The following is an 18,754-nucleotide window of genomic DNA, read 5'->3' as shown; positions in this document are numbered from 1 at the left end:
CCGCAAGCGGTTATGCAAAATTGTTCCCGACAATTTTGTCGAACCTGCAGCAGGTTCTCATCCTGCCGAATTACTCATAGCAAAAAGGCGCCTTTAGGGCGCCTTTCTACATTGGTGGGTCGTGCAGGATTCGAACCTGCGACCAATTGATTAAAAGTCAACTGCTCTACCAACTGAGCTAACGACCCGATGGTGGGTGATGACGGGCTCGAACCGCCGACCCCCTCCGTGTAAAGGAGGTGCTCTACCAACTGAGCTAATCACCCAAACTTCGGTACTGCTAATTCTGTAAGAGGAGATGGTGGGTGATGACGGGCTCGAACCGCCGACCCCCTCCGTGTAAAGGAGATGCTCTACCAACTGAGCTAATCACCCATCTCTAAATCTCTTACTGTACATTCCGGGTCACTCTTAAAGAGTGGTGGGTGATGACGGGCTCGAACCGCCGACCCCCTCCGTGTAAAGGAGATGCTCTACCAACTGAGCTAATCACCCCCGGTTTGTGGAGTCGCATTATAGGGACAGTTGAAAATGAGTCAACGCCTTTTCTAAAGTTTTTGTTCGTTCGTCTTAAAATTAAACGATGCGATCAAGAAACATGCATTGGCGTTTGATTTATCATCAAATTCTTCGCTTTCCTGCTATCTACAGGCATCAACATTGAGGAATTAGCGCACAGTGATAGAATGTTGCCTGTTAATTTTCCCTGGCAATTGCCGCTTTGCCGGCAAATATGTGTAACTAAGGCCGTTTAATGAAAATCAAAACTCGCTTTGCGCCAAGCCCAACAGGCTATCTGCACGTTGGCGGTGCCCGTACTGCTCTCTATTCCTGGCTTTTTGCTCGTCATAACAAAGGCGAGTTCGTGCTGCGTATAGAAGACACCGACCTCGAGCGTTCTACCCCGGAAGCCATTGAAGCCATCATGGACGGGATGAACTGGCTGAGCCTGCAGTGGGATGAGGGCCCGTACTATCAGACCAAGCGTTTTGATCGTTACAACCAGGCTATCGACGAAATGCTGGCGGCGGGGACGGCGTATAAATGCTATTGCTCTAAAGAACGCCTTGAGGCGCTGCGCGAGGAGCAAATGGCTAATAACGAGAAGCCTCGTTATGACGGCCTTTGCCGCCACAGCCACGAGCATCATGCCGATGACGAACCGTGCGTTGTGCGTTTTGCCAACCCGCAGGAAGGCTCCGTTATCTTTGACGACCAGATTCGTGGCCCGATCGAATTCAGCAATCAGGAACTGGACGATCTGATCATCCGCCGTACCGACGGATCTCCAACCTATAACTTCTGTGTGGTCGTGGACGACTGGGATATGGAGATCACCCACGTTATCCGTGGTGAAGACCATATCAACAACACGCCGCGCCAGATCAACATCCTGAAAGCGCTGAACGCGCCGGTTCCGCTTTATGCGCACGTTTCCATGATCAACGGCGACGACGGCAAAAAGCTTTCCAAGCGTCACGGGGCGGTAAGCGTCATGCAGTACCGCGACGACGGCTACCTGCCGGAAGCGCTGCTGAACTATCTGGTGCGTCTGGGCTGGTCTCACGGCGACCAGGAGATCTTCACGCGTGAAGAGATGATTGAGATGTTCAGCCTGAACGCGGTAAGCAAGTCAGCCAGCGCCTTCAATACTGAAAAGCTGCAGTGGCTGAACCACCACTACATTAATACACTGGAGCCAGAGTACGTGGCGACCCACCTGCAGTGGCACATCGAGCAGGAAAATATTGATACCCGCAATGGCCCGCAGCTGTCAGAGCTGGTGAAGCTGCTGGGTGAGCGTTGCAAAACCCTGAAAGAAATGGCGCAGACCTGCCGCTACTTCTACGAAGACTTCAGCGAGTTTGACGCCGATGCGGCGAAGAAACACCTGCGCCCGGTTGCGCGTCAGCCGCTGGAAGTGGTGCGTGACAAGCTGGCAGCGCTGAGCGACTGGACGGCAGAAAACGTTCACCATGCTATTCAGGCGACGGCCGATGAACTGGAAGTCGGGATGGGCAAAGTCGGCATGCCGCTGCGCGTGGCCGTGACCGGGGCTGGGCAGTCTCCTGGCCTGGATGTGACCGTGCATGCGATTGGCAAGCAGCGCTCCGTGGCGCGCATCAATAAAGCGCTCGATTTCATCAGCGAGCGTGAAGCGCAGCAGTAAGCATTCATAGAATGTAAAAAGCCGGTGCTGAGTCACCGGCTTTTTTTATTTATTCTTTTGAATTCCGAGGCGTTTGAGCAGACCTTCACTTCCTTCACGCTCAAGGATCGCGGTCATTTTATGCTGTTCATCTTCGGATAAGGTACGCAGGGCGTTCAGCATCAGCTGTTCCAGCGGTGTTCGAAGGACGCGATAAGAGGCTACTCTGTCGCTCATATAGCGGGTGTTGTAGATAAACGTTTTCACCTGCTCGGAGATATAAATGAACCTTGCTTTACCTCCCGGTACGCCTTTTTTTTTACAGGTTTCCCAGTTATGTTTCAGTATCCACTTATTGATCGTCTGGCGGGTGTAACCCGTCATCTCCGCCAGTTCAGCGGCGGTCATTTTTTCCTTGAACATATGCATTCCTTTACTTTCCCTAACGCCGGCAGGAAATAACAGGCGTAATTACTCGTTATCGCTAATGCCCAGACGTTTAAGTAAACCTGCAATCCCGTCGCGCAGCAGCATCGCGGACATCTTTTGTTGCTCGCTGTCGGACATTTGCTGCACCGAGTTCACCAGCAGATTTTCAAGCGAGGCATCGGCAGCGTTATAGCGCGCGGGATTCTCCGTCACTCGTCGGGTGCTGTTAATAAACTCCCGGACTTGCTCATCAATGTGAATCAGCCGCGCTTTGCCTCCCTGAATGCCGGGTTTAGGTGAGGTCTCCCAGTTTTCTTTGCGAACCCACTTGTTAATGGTCTGGCGGCTGTAGCCGGTAATAACGGCTAATTCTTCAGGTGTCATTCTTTCCTTGAGCACAGTGATTCCTTTTCATTGCGGCCGAAAGGGCTTTATTAGTGGTTCATTTTATTGAACTGCCTAACGTGAAACTGTGACAGAATTAACTACAACGGGATGTTATGCAACCTGGAATTGCCTGATGCGATGGCTTTTTAGGCGATTGATCGCGGAAGAACAAATTGCCGTTGACACGCTATGTGGGGTTTCATATTATGCCGCCCGTCAACACGACAAGGTCTTTACGGTTTGGGGCTATAGCTCAGCTGGGAGAGCGCTTGCATGGCATGCAAGAGGTCAGCGGTTCGATCCCGCTTAGCTCCACCAATCTTCACCAGCAGATTGGTACCGTAAAATCAGCACCTGTCCGTTGGGGCTATAGCTCAGCTGGGAGAGCGCTTGCATGGCATGCAAGAGGTCAGCGGTTCGATCCCGCTTAGCTCCACCAAAATTTGAAACCCTCGCTTCGGCGGGGGTTTTTGTTTTTGTCTCTTCAGACACGCCTCCCCAAACGCTCGTCCGGTAAAAAACGCTCCCTTTAGGTCGGCTTGTTCTATTCTTTCTGCTGTAAGGTAAGATTTTGTTTTTGAGCATTTCAGAAACTTGATTCGCTCAATAAATAAACGTACTCTTGCCGGCGAAAAAATAATATTTCAACAATTACATAAAGTTAACACAATGGCCTATGATTATTTACAAGACGATAAGAAAAATAGCGATTGCCCTGACGTTGTGTTTACTCCTCATTCCCTTTTCTCGTTATATTTCACCGACAACGTTTGTTGACGGGCATAAAACCTATCTCGCCTATCTGCCGTTAAGTTTTATTATGGCAATGATTATTATTTACGGGCGACAGGCGATTTTGCCGCTGGCAGCAGGGTCGCTGATTATTTATACCTGGCTTCTTGATTTACCGCCGTTTCCTCTCGTTGTATTTATTTTCTGTCTGTTATTCCCTTTGCTTATTGCCAGTCTGATTACCCATTACTATTCGGGCCGCCGCTGGCGCTTTGGCTTACCCAATAAGGGGATGGGGCCGCGCATTTTCTGGCTTGGGTTTGTCGCGCCGTTTACCATCAAGCTGCTGATGTATCTCTCGGGCAATGTCGTTGAGTACCCGCCTGAGCTTGCGCCGTTCTTCGGCGGCGGCTCGGTTATCTACATGATTGTCGATGTGCTGAACCTGGTCGTGGCTTCATTGATTTTCACACCGCTGTTCTATTACCCGCTGCGTATGTTGCTGAACCCGCATTTTGCTGTAGGCTTCTGGCGGCGCTGCGTAAGGCATTACAGGCGGGATAAGCACCGCTTTTATACGGCGTGCTGGCTGGCGGCCTGGGTACTGTACCTGCTGCTGATGTGCTCGCCGTGGCATAGTGAGCTGATTTCCGGCTACCTGGTTCCCGTTGTATTTGTGCTGTTTACCCTTGGTATTCGTCGCCTGGGCGGCAGGTTATCTTCTCTGCTGTGGGGCATTTCGGCATGGGTCTTGCTGACCTATAACACCGGCTTTTTACAGGGCGTGAATACGCAATACTCGCTGTCATTTATTCTTTCGGTCTTTATCTCCTTTACCGTCTGCCTGCTGTACATGGCCGCCTCCTACCATAAAAATGAATGGATGAAGCGCATTTATCATTTGCAGGCGCAGACCGATCCTTTAACCACATTACCTAATTTACGCGCGCTTGAAGAGCATATTGGCCTTTATCCTACGGGCGCACTTTGCTGCCTGAGAATGGCTAACTTTGAGTTTCTTAGCCGACATTACGGCATGATGATGCGCATATACTGTAAAAAAACCATCGCCAGAGAATTACAGCCGTGGCTGCTTGAGGGCGAGAAAATATTCCAGCTTCCCGGTAGTGAGTTACTTTTATTTTTACGCGGCGGGGAAACTGAAGCACGGTTAACCTATTTCGTTGAGCAATTGAATAATAAGAAAATCCCGTGGAATAACACCTCGCTTGAAATTGAATACGGGGCCTCCTGGGGGATTGTGGATTCACCGGAGGAGCTGCAGCGTACGCTGGGGCAATTAAGTTATCTGGCCGAAAAAGCCAGCGACGTGCAGCGTGTGCTTGGCCTGGACTCAAGGCTGGAGGCGGTGTCGGGGCAAACCACCGAGCGCGTCTTGCTGCTGCAAAAGATTAAGCGGGCGATAGACGAAGAGGCGTTTCAGCTTTATGCGCAGCCTATTGTGAACCGCGAAGGGAAGGGCTATCACGAAATCCTCAGCCGTCTGGTGATTGACGGCCAGAACATCACGCCGGATAAATTTATTCCTGTCATTGCCGAGTTCAACCTCAGTACACGCTTTGACATGATGGTCATGAAGATGCTTCTGGCCTGGCTTGCGAAGCACCCCGACGATACCCACCAGATTCGATTCTCGGTCAATCTGATGCCGCTCACGCTCATGCAAAAAGAGATTGCCCAGCAGATTGTTGCTCAGTTTAAAGCTTATAAAGTGCCCACCAGCGCGGTGGTCATTGAAGTCACGGAGGAACAGGCGTTCTCTAACTCGGAAACGTCTAACCAAAATATTGCCCTGCTGCGCGAGAAAGGCTTTAAGATTGCTATCGATGATTTTGGGACAGGCTACGCTAACTATGAGCGCCTGAAGAAGCTGCAGGCAGATATCATCAAGATTGATGGATGTTTTGTTCGCGACATTACCACCGACGTGATGGATAAACTCATCGTGAAGTCCATTTGCAAACTGGCGGCGGCTAAACCGCTGGCCGTCGTGGCGGAGTATGTCGAAACGCAAGAGCAGCGCGAAATCCTGCTGCAGCTTGGCGTCCAGTTCCTGCAGGGCTATCTGGTGGGGAAACCCGAACCTCTGCAGCAGTTGAAGCCCTGACGCTCTCCTTTGCGCCCTAAAAAGGAATCACCGTGAGCACGTCGTTGATGAGCTATTTCCATCTGCCGATGGTCAAGACACTACGCATAACCCATGTGTGCTTTTTGTCGCTGTTTCTGCTGATAACATTCATGTTCTGGCAGCAGGGAGAGCTGTTTAACCACGGGTATCGCACCAGCCAGCTCAGCCATCTTGAAAGCGTTATCGCCAGGCTTGAAAGCAAATCTCAATATCAGATGGATAACCTGCGCTACCTGCGACGTATGTTTATTGAAACGCTGCATGAGCCTCAGTTCACGCCGCTGTCGCAGCTTGCTGCCCGGGCCAGCAACAAAGAGACGCTGTCGCCGCTGCGTATTCAAAGCTTAGCCATCCCCGATAGCGTTCGGCCCTTTAAAAATCAGACTGAAGAAGAGAGAGCAAGCTTAACGCGGCGCGAATACCAGGCGCTGCGCGACATTCAGGATCTCTTCCCGCTGGCCGGTGGGAGCAACCGGCTGTCCTCCAGCATTTATTACATGTCGCGCTCCGGCGCTTTTATTGCTTCCCTGTCGCCAGATGTGAACAAACTGCTTATCCAAAGCGCTAACCCGAGGGAAATACAGGGCTCGTTTGTGCTGGGTTCACCGATGCTTAATCCCCGGCGGGAGCCTTTCTGGACGCGGCAAAACATCGCTGATACGGGTAAAACGCTGATTAACGGCTCGCTCCCCGTTGATTTTGACGATCGGTGGATTGGGCTGTTTGGCATTGCCGTCACCACGGATACGATGCGGCTGTTTCTCTCCAGCGCTTTACCAGAAGACACCCACAGCACCTATCTGCTTTTTGATAAACGGATGAACCCGTTAACACGCCCGGTTGGCTCGCAAAATGGCTATCAGCTCAGCGAAAAACAGCGGCTGGCTATTCTTGCAAAACTGACCGGTGAGTCTCGGGGAACATTACGCTTTGGCTACGCCTACGCCACCTTCGGTAAAGTGACCGGGACGGGAGCCATTCTGGTGAGTATCCAGACCGTCAGGCAGGGACTGCATGAGGATTTTGGGCGCTTCAGCATCCTGCTGATGCTGATGTGGCTGACCGTCATTCTTATCCTGCTTGGCTCGCACCGTATGATCTGCCGGCTGATTCGTAATATGGGACAGTTGCAGCAGGAAATGCACCGACACGCGCTCCATGACGACCTGACCGGCGTCCTTAACCGGCGTGGGTTCTTTGAGACGACCGGACGCATAAGCCCGCAGTATGTGGATTACTCCCTGATTCAGCTGGATCTCGATCACTTCAAAAAGGTGAATGACCGCTTTGGGCACCAGGTCGGGGACCGCGTGCTGATTCACGCCACGCGCTGTATTCAGCAGGCAATTCGTAGCCAGGACATCGTCGGGCGTATTGGCGGCGAGGAGTTTTGTCTCTACCTGCCTGATACCGACCTGCATGCGGCTATTGCCGTCGCCCAGCGGGTACGCAAGATGCTGGTGAACACGCCGCTGAAGCTTGAGGATGAATCCACGCTGCTGGTGACGGCTTCGCTGGGCGTTGCTTCCCATGAAGAGGCGCCGGACGGCGCGCTGGAGCAGATACAGAGCCAGGCCGATATTCGGCTTTATCTGGCTAAGCAGCAGGGGCGTAACAGAGTGTGCTGGGGCGCAGAGGTAGCCGCCGAATCGCGGGCATAAAAAAACCGGTGCATGGCACCGGTTTCTTCATACGCAAAAATTAGATAACCAGCGCGGCGATGGACGCGGACAGGATACTTACCAGCGTAGAACCGTAAACCAGCTTCAGGCCGAAGCGGGAAACCACGTTACCTTGCTCTTCGTTCAGGCCTTTAATCGCGCCCGCGATGATGCCGATAGAAGAGAAGTTAGCGAAGGAAACCAGGAATACGGACAGGATACCTTCAGCGCGTGGAGACAGGGAGCCAGCAATCTTTTGCAGATCCATCATGGCAACGAATTCGTTAGAAACCAGTTTGGTCGCCATGATACTACCGACCTGCAGCGCTTCGCCGGACGGCACGCCCATCACCCATGCAACCGGGTAGAAGATGTAGCCCAGAATGCCCTGGAAGGAGATGCCCAGCACAGCCGCGAACAGCGCGTTCAGGCCAGAAATCAGCGCGATGAAGCCAATCAGCATAGCGGCAACGATAATCGCCACTTTGAAACCTGCCAGAATGTACTCGCCGAGCATTTCGAAGAAGCTTTGACCTTCGTGCAGGTTAGACATCTGCAGGTCTTCTTCTTTCTCATCCACGCGGTACGGGTTGATAAGCGACAGCACGATAAAGGTACTGAACATGTTCAGCACCAGCGCGGCAACCACGTATTTTGGCTGTAGCATGGTCATGTACGCGCCCACGATTGACATGGACACGGTGGACATCGCGGTTGCCGCCATGGTGTACATGCGGTTGCGCGACATCTTGCCGAGAATATCCTTATAGGCGATGAAGTTTTCTGACTGTCCCAGAATCAGCGAGCTTACGGCGTTAAAGGATTCCAGCTTACCCATACCGTTGACTTTAGAAAGCACGGTACCGATGGCGCGAATAACAATCGGCAGAATGCGGATATGCTGCAGAATACCGATCAGCGCAGAAATGAACACGATTGGGCACAGCACCTTCAGGAAGAAGAACGCCAGGCCTTCGTCGTTCATTTTGCCGAAGACAAAGTTTGTCCCTTCGTTAGCGAAGCCGAGCAGTTTCTCGAACATCTCGGAGAAACCTTTTACGAAGCCCAGGCCGACGTCTGAGGTCAGGAAGAACCAGGCCAGTAAAACTTCGATCACTAACAGTTGAATGACAAAGCGAATACGAATTTGCTTGCGGTTAGGGCTGACCAGCAGAGCCAGCAGCGCGACCACAGCAAGCGCTAAAACAAAGTGCAAAACGCGGGACATATTTGCTCCAAATATGAGGCAGGTTTAATTTCGTTGCACATTCTATGTAACAAGCAATAAGAAAACGAGATCAATTCCACACTATAGTGATGAGCTGTGACGGAACGCAAAAATAGTGATCCACCATACATTTCTGCTATGTTAAGTAAAGAAGCTAAAAGTTACGTTAGGATAACTGGCTAACAGCTTACACGTTGGTTGAATGTTAATCCGTTAACCGGCATCCAGAATCGCCATCTCACGCCTCCTGCCTATCGTTTTCAGCTATCAGAGAAATCAATTTCCCCGCATTAAATGAACTTGATAATCATTCTCACTTTGATAGCATGAAACATAGCAAAGGCTATATCTCAGAGGCAGAAGATGACAAGCAGTCGCATTGACAGCAACACCGGGCGTACCGCGCGCAAGCTGCGGCTGGCGCTGATGGGGCCAGCGTTTATCGCCGCTATCGGCTACATCGATCCCGGTAACTTCGCGACCAATATTCAGGCCGGGGCGAGCTATGGCTACCAGCTGCTGTGGGTGGTGGTGTGGGCCAACCTGATGGCGGCGCTGATTCAGGTGCTTTCCGCCAAGCTGGGAATAGCCACCGGCAAAAATCTCGCGGAGCAAATCCGCGACCATTATCCGCGTCCTCTGGTTTGGATTTACTGGGTTCAGGCGGAAATCATTGCGATGGCGACGGATCTCGCCGAGTTTATCGGGGCGGCCATCGGCTTTAAGCTCATCCTTGGCGTTTCGCTCTTGCAGGGCGCGGTGCTGACCGGGATCGCCACCTTCCTGATCCTGATGCTGCAAAGCCGCGGGCAAAAGCCGCTGGAAAAAGTCATTGGCGGGCTGCTGCTGTTTGTGGCCGCGGCCTACATCGTTGAGCTGATTTTCTCCCAGCCGAAGTTCGCGGAGCTGGGCAAAGGGATGCTGATCCCAAGCCTGCCAACGTCCGAGGCGGTTTATCTTGCCGCCGGCGTGCTCGGGGCGACTATCATGCCGCACGTGATTTACCTGCACTCTTCGCTGACCCAGCACCTGCATGCGGGCAACCGGGCAGAGCGCTATTCCGCGACCAAATGGGACGTGGGGATAGCCATGACGATTGCCGGCTTCGTCAACCTGGCGATGATGGCGACCGCCGCAGCGGCGTTTCACTTCACCGGGCACACCGGCGTTGCCGAGCTGGAAGACGCCTATAAAACGCTGGAGCCACTGCTGAGCCATTCGGCGGCCACGATTTTCGGCCTTAGCCTGGTTGCGGCAGGTCTGTCATCAACGGTCGTCGGGACGCTCGCCGGGCAGGTCGTCATGCAGGGCTTTGTGCGCTTCTATATCCCGCTGTGGGTACGCCGGGCTATTACCATGGCGCCGTCTTTCGTGGTCATCATGATGGGGCTCGATCCTACCCGTATTCTGGTCATGAGCCAGGTTCTGCTGAGCTTCGGGATTGCCCTGGCGCTGGTGCCGCTGCTGATTTTTACCAGCGACAAAAAGCTGATGGGTGACCTGGTTAACGTTCGCTGGGTAAAGCTTGTCGGCTGGGCGATTGTGGCGGTGGTGGTGGCGCTGAACCTGTGGTTGATTTTCGGCACGTTATTTGGCAATTAATCTTGCCGGGTAAAGCGGATAAAATGAAAAGGGCTGGATAATCCAGCCCTTTTTTATCAGTGGCGGTGACCGTGGCCGTGGCCTCTGCCACGGTGGTCGTCTCGATCTCTCCAGCCTTCGCGATAGCCGCGTTCGTAGCTGTTGCGACCGCGATCCCAGCCTTTGTTCCAGCCACGGTGGTGATGCCAGCCGCGATCGCGCCATTCATAGTTTCGGTGCCAGTAGTCGCGGTCCCGCCATCTGCCGCCGTCCCAGTAGTTGCCGCGATAATCCCTGTCGCCAATCTGTAACTTAACCGACGGCAGCAGGGTAATTTCACCCGCGTTAGCCACCATCGGCGCCGCGGCCAGTAAGGCAAGGGCAAGCATTAATGACCTGAACATACTTTCTCTCCCTGGTTCTCTTAGCCGTGTTGCGGCTTGTTAACACAATATTACAAACCGACAAACAGTCCGATGAACTACACAATTCCTAAATCACCGACGGCAGCACTTTTTGCACAAGCCAGAAGCTTATTCAGGGAGAGAAGGTAAGCGTTTACACTAAAATAGCCTCGATTTCAGCGCGTTCCTGCTCGCTGAAGCCGCGCTTGCTAAGCATACCCACGGCATCCTCTATCTGGCTGATTTTACTGGCGCCAATTAATACCGACGTTATCTTCTCATCTCGCAGTACCCACGCCAGCGCCATCTGCGACAGCTTCTGCCCGCGTTTTGCCGCCAGCGCATTAAGCTTGCGCACTTTGGCCAGTTTCTCTTCCGTTATCTGGTCCGGATTCAGGAAGCGACTGCCGCTGGCGGCACGTGAATCAGCGGGAATACCGCCCAGATAGCGGTCGGTGAGCTGGCCGCCGGCAAGAGGGGAAAAGGCGATGCTGCCGACGCCTTTGTTTTGCAGTAAATCCAGCAGGCCGCCTTCAACCCAGCGCTCGAACATCGAGTAACGCGGCTGGTGGATGAGGCAGGGGGTGCCGAGATCGTTCAGGATATCAATGGCTTTTTCCGCCTGGTCTGCCGGGTAGTTAGAAATCCCCACGTACAGCGCTTTGCCCTGGCGCACGAGATGGTCGAGGGCGCGCATGGTCTCCTCCAGCGGCGTTTCCGGGTCCGGGCGGTGATGATAGAAAATATCGACGTATTCCAGCCCCATGCGCTTCAGGCTCTGGTCGAGGCTCGAAATCAAATATTTGCGCGAGCCCCAGTCGCCGTAAGGCCCGTCCCACATGGTGTAGCCCGCCTTAGTGGAGATAATCAGCTCATCGCGCCAGGCATGGAAATCTTCCCGCAAAATGCGGCCAAAGTTGGACTCGGCCGAGCCCGGCGGCGGCCCGTAGTTGTTGGCGAGGTCGAAATGAGTAATCCCGAGATCAAAGGCCTTTCTCAGCAGCTGGCGGCTGGTTTCCAGCAGCGTTTCATCGCCAAAATTATGCCAAAGGCCAAAGGAAATAGCGGGCAGTTTCAGGCCGCTGCGGCCGCAGCGACGGTATTCCATAGACGTATAGCGTTCAGGGTCAGGCTGCCAGGTCATTATTGCCATCCTTATGGGTAACAGAGAAATTAGTGTATACGCTTTCACAATCCAGAATACGCCGTATCCCGCTGTAAATTCCACGTTCCACCCCTAAAATCGGATATATTCTCGACACCGATCCCGGTTACTCAATACTCACAGCAAGCCCTCATAGAAGGAAAATCCTATGCGCTACTGTGTGGCAGACTATCTTGTCGACCGGCTCAACGAAGCGGGGATCGGTCACCTCTTCGGCGTGCCCGGTGACTACAACCTTGTTTTCCTGGATCACGTTATCGCCCATCCGAGGCTGGCCTGGGTTGGCTGTGCTAATGAACTGAATGCGGCCTATGCTGCCGACGGATATGCCCGCTGCAAGGGGGCGGCGGCGCTGCTGACCACGTTCGGTGTCGGAGAGCTGAGCGCGCTAAACGGCGTGGCGGGAAGTTACGCAGAGCACCTGCCCATCATTCATATTGTTGGTGCGCCAAACAGCCACGCCCAGCAGCGTGGAGAGCTGCTTCACCACACGCTGGGGGATGGCGATTTCCGTCATTTTCTGCGCATCGCGGAAGAAGTCTCGGTGGCGCAGGCCTCGCTAACGCCCGCCAACGCCTGCAGCGAAATTGACCGCGTGATCCTCGAAGCCCTCAGGCAGCAGCGTCCCGGCTATCTGTTACTGCCGAGCGATGTTGCAGAAGCACCTGCAACGCGTCCCTCAAAACGCCTGGCGGTGAGCGAAACGGCGGCTGAACCGGCCACTCTGGAAGCCTTCCGCCATTGCGCGCAGGCCAAAATTGCCGAAAGCCGCAGCGTTGCCCTTTTGGCAGATTTCCTTGCCCAGCGCTACGGCCTGCAAAAAACGCTTCAACAATGGATGAACAGCACGCCCGTCCCGCATGCTTCATTGCTGATGGGAAAGGGGCTGTTTGATGAAAGCCAACCCGGTTTTCTCGGCACCTACAGCGGAGCGGCCAGCCAGCCGCCGGTCAAACAGGGTATTGAAGGCGCCGGGCTGGTTATCTGCGTGGGCGTGAAGTTTACCGACACCATCACCGCAGGATTTAGCCAGAAGCTAAGCCTGCAGCAGACGATTGAGGTTCAGCCGAATGCGGTGCGGGTGGGGGAACGCTGGTTTAGCGGCATTTCAATGGCTCAGGCGATAGCCATTTTGCAGCCGCTGTGCGCTCGTCAGGCCGCCTCCTGGCCCGAGGCAACGCAAAGGCCGCCAGCGCTCCCTGCCTGCGAAAGCGGCAAGCTGGACCAGCACGCTTTCTGGCAAGCAATACAAAATGCCTTACAGCCAGGGGATATCATTCTGGCCGATCAGGGCACGGCGGCCTTTGGCGCGGCGGCGTTGACTCTGCCTGCAGGCGTAACCTTCATCGTGCAGCCGCTCTGGGGATCGATTGGCTTTACGCTGCCAGCGGCGTTTGGGGCGCAAACCGCGTGGCCGAACAGGCGCGTACTTCTGCTGATAGGCGACGGCTCCGCCCAGCTCACTATTCAGGAACTGGGCAGCATGCAGCGTGACGGCCAGAAACCGGTCATCCTGCTGCTGAATAACGAGGGTTACACGGTTGAACGCGCTATTCATGGCCCTGAACAGCGCTACAACGACATTGCGGCCTGGGACTGGACCCGTTTGCCGCAGGCGATGAACGTTGACAGCCTCGCCGAGTGCTGGCGAGTCACGGAAACCGCGCAGCTTGCCGCCGTGTTGGAGAAACTGGCCAGCCCGGAAAGGCTGGCGCTGGTGGAAGTGGTACTGCCAAAGCAGGACATTCCCGAGCTGCTGCGAGCGGTCACCAGCTCGCTGGGCAAGGGCAACTCAGAAATGGAGCACTAGTGATTCGATCGCCCGGCCATCATCAACGGTTTACCCGCCAGCAGGAGCCAGGCGGGTAACATCACGATGCACAGCAGGGGCAGGAGTTTGACGTCCGGCACCACGGCCATCGCCATAAACAGGCTCAGCCAGCCATCACGCGTCACCACAAGCACCAGGCCAAGGACGGCGCATGACAGCGTAATCGCGGCGGGAACGGCCTCGACGTGCTGGTGCAGCATCATACCCAGGGCAACGCCCACAAATACCGCCGGGAAAATACGCCCGCCCCGGAAACCGCTGGCGGCGGCGACAACCAGCGCCGCCAGCTTCACCACCGCAAACAGCAGCAGCGATGAAACCGAGAAGCCGGAAACCGCCAGCTGGCGCATCTCGTCCAGGCCTTTAAACAGGGTGATTTCGCCGCCAATTATCCCCAACAGACCAAGCAAAAAACCACCGACGCCGAGAATAAGCACCGGCTGTTTTAGCTGATGCATCAGGCGGTGCAGCCTCGGTAAACACCAGACGCCCACCATGCCCATCGCGATGGCGATGGCGGTAACCACCGCGCCGCTGAACAGATCTTCAATGTGCATTTCCGGGTAGTTGGCAACCGGCAGGGCGAAGTGTGGATGAAAGAAAATGCTGGTGGTCAGCGCCCCTGCGGACGCCGCCATTAGTGGGGCAAACAGCCTGTCCCACAGCGGCACTTCGTTATTCCCGCCGAGCGTTTGCGAAAAGATAAGCGCGGCGGCAACCGGCGTGCCGAATAACGCACCGATGGTTCCTGCTGCGGCCAAAATCGTCCAGTCCAGCGGACTAACTTTCGGTAACACACGGGCACCCAGCGCCACCGCGAGCGCGATATTCACCGCCATGATCGGGTGTTCCGGCCCCAGGCTCACGCCGCCTGCAAGGCCTATAACCAGCGCCATAATCAGGCCCGGAATGGCCATCGCCGGTACGGGGGCGCCAATGAGCGGCTCGGTAGCGGGATCTGGCCCGCCGTGGCCCGGCAGAAAACGAATCACCAGCCCGACCGCTACGCCGGTCAGGGTCAGTATCAAGAGTATCCAGAAGGGGGAGTGGGGATCGTAACCTTGTTCCATAGGCAGCGTGGCCCATAGATACTCCTGTAACGCCCCGGCGATTTTCATCACCACAATTAACACCAGGCTGGATAAGACGCCGATAATCAGAGCCGGGATGGAAAGTACCAGCATCGTTCTGGCTCGCGGATGGAGCATAGTCAATCCTTACAATAGGGTATCAGACGGCTCAAAAACAAAAAGTCGCAAGCCGCATTGCAAACAGAGCTGAAACGGTAAAGCCAGAATGTGACCTGGTTCAACAAACGGGCCGCACCTGGAGGATGGTCGTTGTTGTTTCGGCTGGCTAATTTTACAGTGTTGCCAGAACTTATTCTGACTTTAGCGGAGCTGTTTGAGAATGACAAAATATGCTTTGGTGGGAGATGTCGGTGGCACCAATGCACGTCTGGCGCTATGCGATTTGAGCACGGGTGATATCTCACAGGCAAAGACCTACTCCGGTCTTGATTATCCCAGCCTGGAAGCCGTGATTCAGCACTATCTCAAAGAACATAACATCAGCGTGCAGTCAGGCTGCGTGGCGATTGCCTGCCCGATAAACGGTGATTGGGTCGAAATGACCAACCACACCTGGGCGTTTTCTACCGCCGAAATGAAGAAAAACCTCGGCTTCGAACATCTGGAAATTATTAATGACTTTACCGGCGTTTCAATGGCCATTCCGGCGCTTAAAAAAGAGCACCTGATCCAGTTCGGCGGCGGCGAACCTGTCGCAGGCAAACCGGTGGTGGTTTACGGGGCGGGTACCGGGCTCGGCGTTTCTCACCTGGTTCACGTTGATAAACGCTGGATAAGCCTGCCGGGCGAGGGCGGCCACTCAGACTTTGCGGCAAACAGCGAAGAAGAAGGCATTATCCTGGAGCAGCTGCGCAAAGAGCTTGGGCACGTTTCGAACGAGCGTATTCTCTCCGGCCCGGGCCTGCTGAATCTCTACCGCGCCATTGTTAAGGCCGACGGACGCGAACCAGAAAACTACCAGCCGAAGGACATTACCGAGAAAGCGGTGGACGACACCTGCACCGACTGCCGCCGCGCGCTGTCGCTATTCTGCGTGATCCTGGGGCGTTTTGGCGGCAACCTGGCGCTGAACATGAGCACCTTTGGCGGCGTGTATATCGCCGGCGGCATTGTGCCGCGCTTCCTGGAATTCTTTAAGGCTTCAGGCTTCCGCGGCGGATTTGAAGATAAAGGCCGCTTCAAAGAGTTCGTGAAGGATATTCCCGTTTATCTCATCGTTCACGATAATCCGGGACTGCTGGGCGCCGGAGCGCACCTGCGTCAGACGCTGGGGCACGTCCTGTAAGTTTTGTGCGGGCACGTTGTGCCCGCCAGATTCCCTTCTCTACAGGCGCATGAGCTGCCTGAACTCTTTCACCTTGCTGCGGCTCACCGGCACCTGAAAATCCAGGTCGCGCAGGCGCAGAATATAGGTATTGTTAAACCACGGTTCTATCTCACGGATTTTGCTCAGGTTCACCACATACGAACGGTGGCAGCGGAAGAAATGGCTCTCCGGCAGGCGGCTGCAAAATTCGGTGATATTCATCGGCATGACGTAAGACTCGCGGCGCGTATAGACGAACGTCATCTTCTCGTGGGCCTCCGCGTAGTAAATATCGTTGATGTCGGTAACGATAATTCGCTCGTCTTTGATCAGGTTAATCGTGGTGGCATCGCGGTTTTCATGATTGGACGCAGGCTGTGAGGTCTGCTGCTGGTAAGCGGCCTCAAGCTTTTGCAGCATGCCAATAATGCGCGACTCCTGATACGGCTTCAGAATGTAGTCGAAGGCCTCCAGCTCGAAGGCCTCTACCGCATGCTCTTTCCAGGCGGTGATAAACACGATGAACGGCTTATGGGCGAACTTGCTGATGTTCTGTGCCAGCAGCACGCCGTCCAGCGACGGAATATTGATGTCGAGGAAAATGGCGTCCACTTCGTGATGCTGCAGATACTTCAGCACGTCCATGCCGTCGTCGAAAGAGGCGACAATCTCCATCTCGCTATGGTTTTTAATCAGCCAGCTAAGCTCCTGCTGTGCCAGGAACTCGTCCTCTACAATGATGACCTTCATGCTTCTCTCCCTTCCAGTGGGCGGTGAGCGGCGGCGGGGGGAACCGAGCGCGGCACGTAAAAGGCGATTTCGGTGCCCGGCTCCAGGCGGCGAATAATCAGCCCTTCGCCGTAGAGCAGCTGGACGCGGTGATGGACGTTCAGCAGGCCGATTTTATTGCCCGGCATCTCGTTATTTTCCACGCGCTCAATCACCTTAGGATCTATGCCGTGGCCGGTATCACGCACCGCAATGCGCACCCGGTTGCCGCTCTCTTCAATACTTATCGTCACCACGCCCTTACCTTTACAGGGCTGAATACCGTGCACGATGGCATTTTCCACCAGCGGCTGGATAAGCAGGCTGGGAATGCGGCAGTTGACCTCTTCATCAATGTTATAGATAACCGTCAGCTTGTCGCCGAAGCGCGCCTGCTCAATGGCGATGTAATCCTTGATCTGGTAAAGCTCCTTGCGGATATCAATCTGCTCGTCGTCGTTCAGCTCGATGTTATAGCGCAGATAGCGTGACAGGTTGACGATGAGCTGGCGGGCGGTGTCCGGATTCATGCGGATAGAGGACGATATCGCATTCAGCGCATTGAACAGGAAGTGCGGGTTTATCTTGCTTTGCAGCGCTCTAAGCTCCGCCTTGTTGGCCATTTCACGCAGCTGCTCTGCGCGGGAAACCTCAAGCTGGGTGGAGATAATCTGCGACAGGCCGACGGCCATCTCCTGCAGCGTGGACGTTATCTGATGGGCGTGGCGGTAATAGATTTTCAGGGTGCCGGTCACCACGCCTTTTTCCCACAGCGGGATGATTATCAGGGAGTGAATCTCCGGGGTACGCCAGGCTTCGTCATCGTTACGGATAATAATGCGCCCCTCTTTCAACGCCTGACGGGTGCGCGGGCTGAAGGCCTGGTCGTTCTCATGGTAGTTATTCTCGCCAAGTCCGACGTAGGCCAGCACTTTTTCGGTATCGGTAATGGCCACCGCATCCGCGTCGATATCCTGACGAATAATCTTGCAAACCTGGCGCAGTGACTCGCTGTTGACCTTGCGGAACAGCGGCAGCGTTTTGTTGGCGATATCCAGCGCCAGCTTGGCCTGGCGGGCGGCGCTGGCCTCTTTTTCACCCTCAACGCTTTGCACCAGCAGGATGATAAAGCCGATAGACACCGAGCCGAGGATCATCGGCACGCCGATTTTAGAGACGATATCGAGGCCGAGCGCGGTGCTTGGTGCCCAGAGCACGACCAGAATCATGGTCATGGTTTCGCACACCATGCCGCCTATGATCCCGACCCGCCAGTGCTTCTCTTTCGGCACTTTGCGGTTGATCCAGCCGGCAATTATCCCGGCCAGGATACTGGTGATAAAACAGGGAATAGCGGTAATGCCGCCGATATCAATCAGGTAGCGGTGGGTCCCGGCAATCAGCCCGGTAATAATGCCTACCCAGGGCCCAAACAGAATGCCGCCGGACATCACCGCGATAATGCGCACGTTGACCAGCGAGCCTTCAACCGGCACCCCGGACCAGGTACTGAACAAGGCGAACATCGAGAAGATGGCGGTGACCGCCAGCAGCTCTTTTGGCGTGTGGGCGCTTTTGTGCAGCAGTTCGCGGAACAGTCGAATGCGAATCAGGAAGAAAAGGCAAATAAGCATCAGCGCCGCGCGATCGAATACCGCCAGCAACATAGTAAAAATTTCGTGCACGGGATACTCGCGTGGCTCAGAGGGGAAGCGCTAATGATAAGGAAATTTGGAGGGGGTTTCCAGTTGCGGGCTGGTTCTCAGCTTGAACCGTCGCCTATGCCGTCCAGTAACATCCACTCTTATGCAGGGGCGGCTGAGGTTCCGTTCACCCGTAAAACTATTTTCCCTGCGCCCGGCAAGCTCATCGC

General features: G+C 54.7%; 14 protein-coding genes and 6 tRNA genes. 8 read left to right on the top strand and 12 right to left on the bottom strand.

What is annotated here, in order from left to right; all coding sequences use genetic code 11:
* Positions 1-112 precede the first annotated feature (112 nt).
* The 4 genes from HX778_RS15575 to HX778_RS15560 all read right to left on the bottom strand — a co-directional run bounded on the left by HX778_RS15575 (position 113) and on the right by HX778_RS15560 (position 495).
* A tRNA-Lys gene (locus tag HX778_RS15575) sits at positions 113-188 on the bottom strand.
* 2 nt (positions 189-190) lie between these two features.
* Positions 191-266, bottom strand: a tRNA-Val gene (locus HX778_RS15570).
* 33 nt (positions 267-299) lie between these two features.
* Positions 300-375 (bottom strand) — tRNA-Val (locus HX778_RS15565).
* A gap of 44 nt (positions 376-419) precedes the next feature.
* Positions 420-495: transfer RNA gene (locus HX778_RS15560), tRNA-Val, on the bottom strand.
* A 259-nt stretch (positions 496-754) separates the two neighbouring features.
* Between HX778_RS15560 and gltX the strand changes: the two genes are divergently transcribed.
* A complete protein-coding gene (gene gltX, locus HX778_RS15555; protein ID WP_038480453.1) occupies positions 755-2,170 on the top strand; it encodes a glutamate--tRNA ligase in 1,416 nt (471 codons plus the stop codon).
* 45 nt (positions 2,171-2,215) lie between these two features.
* Here the strand turns inward: gltX and HX778_RS15550 are convergent, their stop codons facing one another.
* Entirely contained in the window at positions 2,216-2,572 is a 357-nt protein-coding gene (locus HX778_RS15550; protein ID WP_038480456.1) for a YfeC-like transcriptional regulator, read from the bottom strand.
* 48 nt (positions 2,573-2,620) lie between these two features.
* Positions 2,621-2,977, bottom strand: coding sequence for a YfeC-like transcriptional regulator (locus HX778_RS15545; RefSeq protein ID WP_038480459.1), 357 nt, complete (start codon positions 2,975-2,977; stop codon positions 2,621-2,623).
* Positions 2,978-3,207: 230 nt separating this feature from the next.
* Here HX778_RS15545 and HX778_RS15540 point away from each other — a divergent pair.
* The 4 genes from HX778_RS15540 to HX778_RS15525 all read left to right on the top strand — a co-directional run bounded on the left by HX778_RS15540 (position 3,208) and on the right by HX778_RS15525 (position 7,507).
* A tRNA-Ala gene (locus HX778_RS15540) sits at positions 3,208-3,283 on the top strand.
* A gap of 45 nt (positions 3,284-3,328) precedes the next feature.
* A tRNA-Ala gene (locus tag HX778_RS15535) sits at positions 3,329-3,404 on the top strand.
* A gap of 237 nt (positions 3,405-3,641) precedes the next feature.
* Entirely contained in the window at positions 3,642-5,825 is a 2,184-nt protein-coding gene (locus HX778_RS15530; protein WP_176982470.1) for an EAL domain-containing protein, read from the top strand.
* 32 nt (positions 5,826-5,857) lie between these two features.
* Positions 5,858-7,507: a diguanylate cyclase gene (locus HX778_RS15525; RefSeq protein WP_370527397.1), complete on the top strand. Its 1,650-nt coding sequence runs from the start codon at positions 5,858-5,860 to the stop codon at positions 7,505-7,507.
* Between the two features lie 40 nt (positions 7,508-7,547).
* Here the strand turns inward: HX778_RS15525 and HX778_RS15520 are convergent, their stop codons facing one another.
* Positions 7,548-8,735, bottom strand: coding sequence for a NupC/NupG family nucleoside CNT transporter (locus HX778_RS15520; RefSeq protein ID WP_038480468.1), 1,188 nt, complete (start codon positions 8,733-8,735; stop codon positions 7,548-7,550).
* Positions 8,736-9,080: 345 nt separating this feature from the next.
* Here HX778_RS15520 and HX778_RS15515 point away from each other — a divergent pair, with 345 nt between their 5' ends.
* Complete coding sequence (locus HX778_RS15515) at positions 9,081-10,337, top strand: Nramp family divalent metal transporter (RefSeq protein ID WP_370527398.1); 1,257 nt, start codon at positions 9,081-9,083, stop codon at positions 10,335-10,337.
* 56 nt (positions 10,338-10,393) lie between these two features.
* On the opposite strand, the gene HX778_RS15510 is transcribed toward HX778_RS15515, so the two are convergent.
* Together HX778_RS15510 and mgrA are read right to left on the bottom strand one after the other, a co-directional pair.
* Positions 10,394-10,720 (bottom strand): DUF2502 domain-containing protein, encoded by a 327-nt coding sequence (locus tag HX778_RS15510; RefSeq protein WP_038480475.1) that lies wholly within the window; start codon positions 10,718-10,720, stop codon positions 10,394-10,396.
* Between the two features lie 154 nt (positions 10,721-10,874).
* A complete protein-coding gene (gene mgrA, locus HX778_RS15505) occupies positions 10,875-11,864 on the bottom strand; it encodes an L-glyceraldehyde 3-phosphate reductase (RefSeq protein ID WP_176982468.1) in 990 nt (329 codons plus the stop codon).
* Between the two features lie 169 nt (positions 11,865-12,033).
* Between mgrA and HX778_RS15500 the strand changes: the two genes are divergently transcribed.
* Complete coding sequence (locus HX778_RS15500; RefSeq protein WP_038480481.1) at positions 12,034-13,695, top strand: alpha-keto acid decarboxylase family protein; 1,662 nt, start codon at positions 12,034-12,036, stop codon at positions 13,693-13,695.
* On the opposite strand, the gene HX778_RS15495 is transcribed toward HX778_RS15500, so the two are convergent.
* Positions 13,692-14,924, bottom strand: coding sequence for an ion channel protein (locus HX778_RS15495; RefSeq protein ID WP_176982467.1), 1,233 nt, complete (start codon positions 14,922-14,924; stop codon positions 13,692-13,694). The genes HX778_RS15500 and HX778_RS15495 overlap by 4 nt on opposite strands.
* A gap of 202 nt (positions 14,925-15,126) precedes the next feature.
* On the opposite strand from HX778_RS15495, the gene glk reads away from it, so the two are divergent.
* Positions 15,127-16,092 carry a glucokinase gene (glk, locus tag HX778_RS15490; protein ID WP_038480487.1) on the top strand — a complete coding sequence of 322 codons (966 nt, stop codon included), beginning with the start codon at positions 15,127-15,129 and terminating at the stop codon, positions 16,090-16,092.
* Positions 16,093-16,131: 39 nt separating this feature from the next.
* Here the strand turns inward: glk and HX778_RS15485 are convergent, their stop codons facing one another.
* Complete coding sequence (locus HX778_RS15485) at positions 16,132-16,863, bottom strand: LytTR family DNA-binding domain-containing protein (protein ID WP_176982466.1); 732 nt, start codon at positions 16,861-16,863, stop codon at positions 16,132-16,134.
* Positions 16,860-18,566: a sensor histidine kinase gene (locus tag HX778_RS15480; RefSeq protein WP_176982465.1), complete on the bottom strand. Its 1,707-nt coding sequence runs from the start codon at positions 18,564-18,566 to the stop codon at positions 16,860-16,862. Before HX778_RS15480 ends, HX778_RS15485 begins: the two co-directional genes overlap by 4 nt.
* Positions 18,567-18,754: the final 188 nt, after the last annotated feature.

This window comes from Cedecea sp. P7760, from assembly GCF_013386425.1.
GTDB lineage: Bacteria > Pseudomonadota > Gammaproteobacteria > Enterobacterales > Enterobacteriaceae > Cedecea > Cedecea selenatireducens.
Note: the sequence above shows the minus strand (reverse complement) of the source record. Positions and strands in the feature narration are given on the sequence as shown.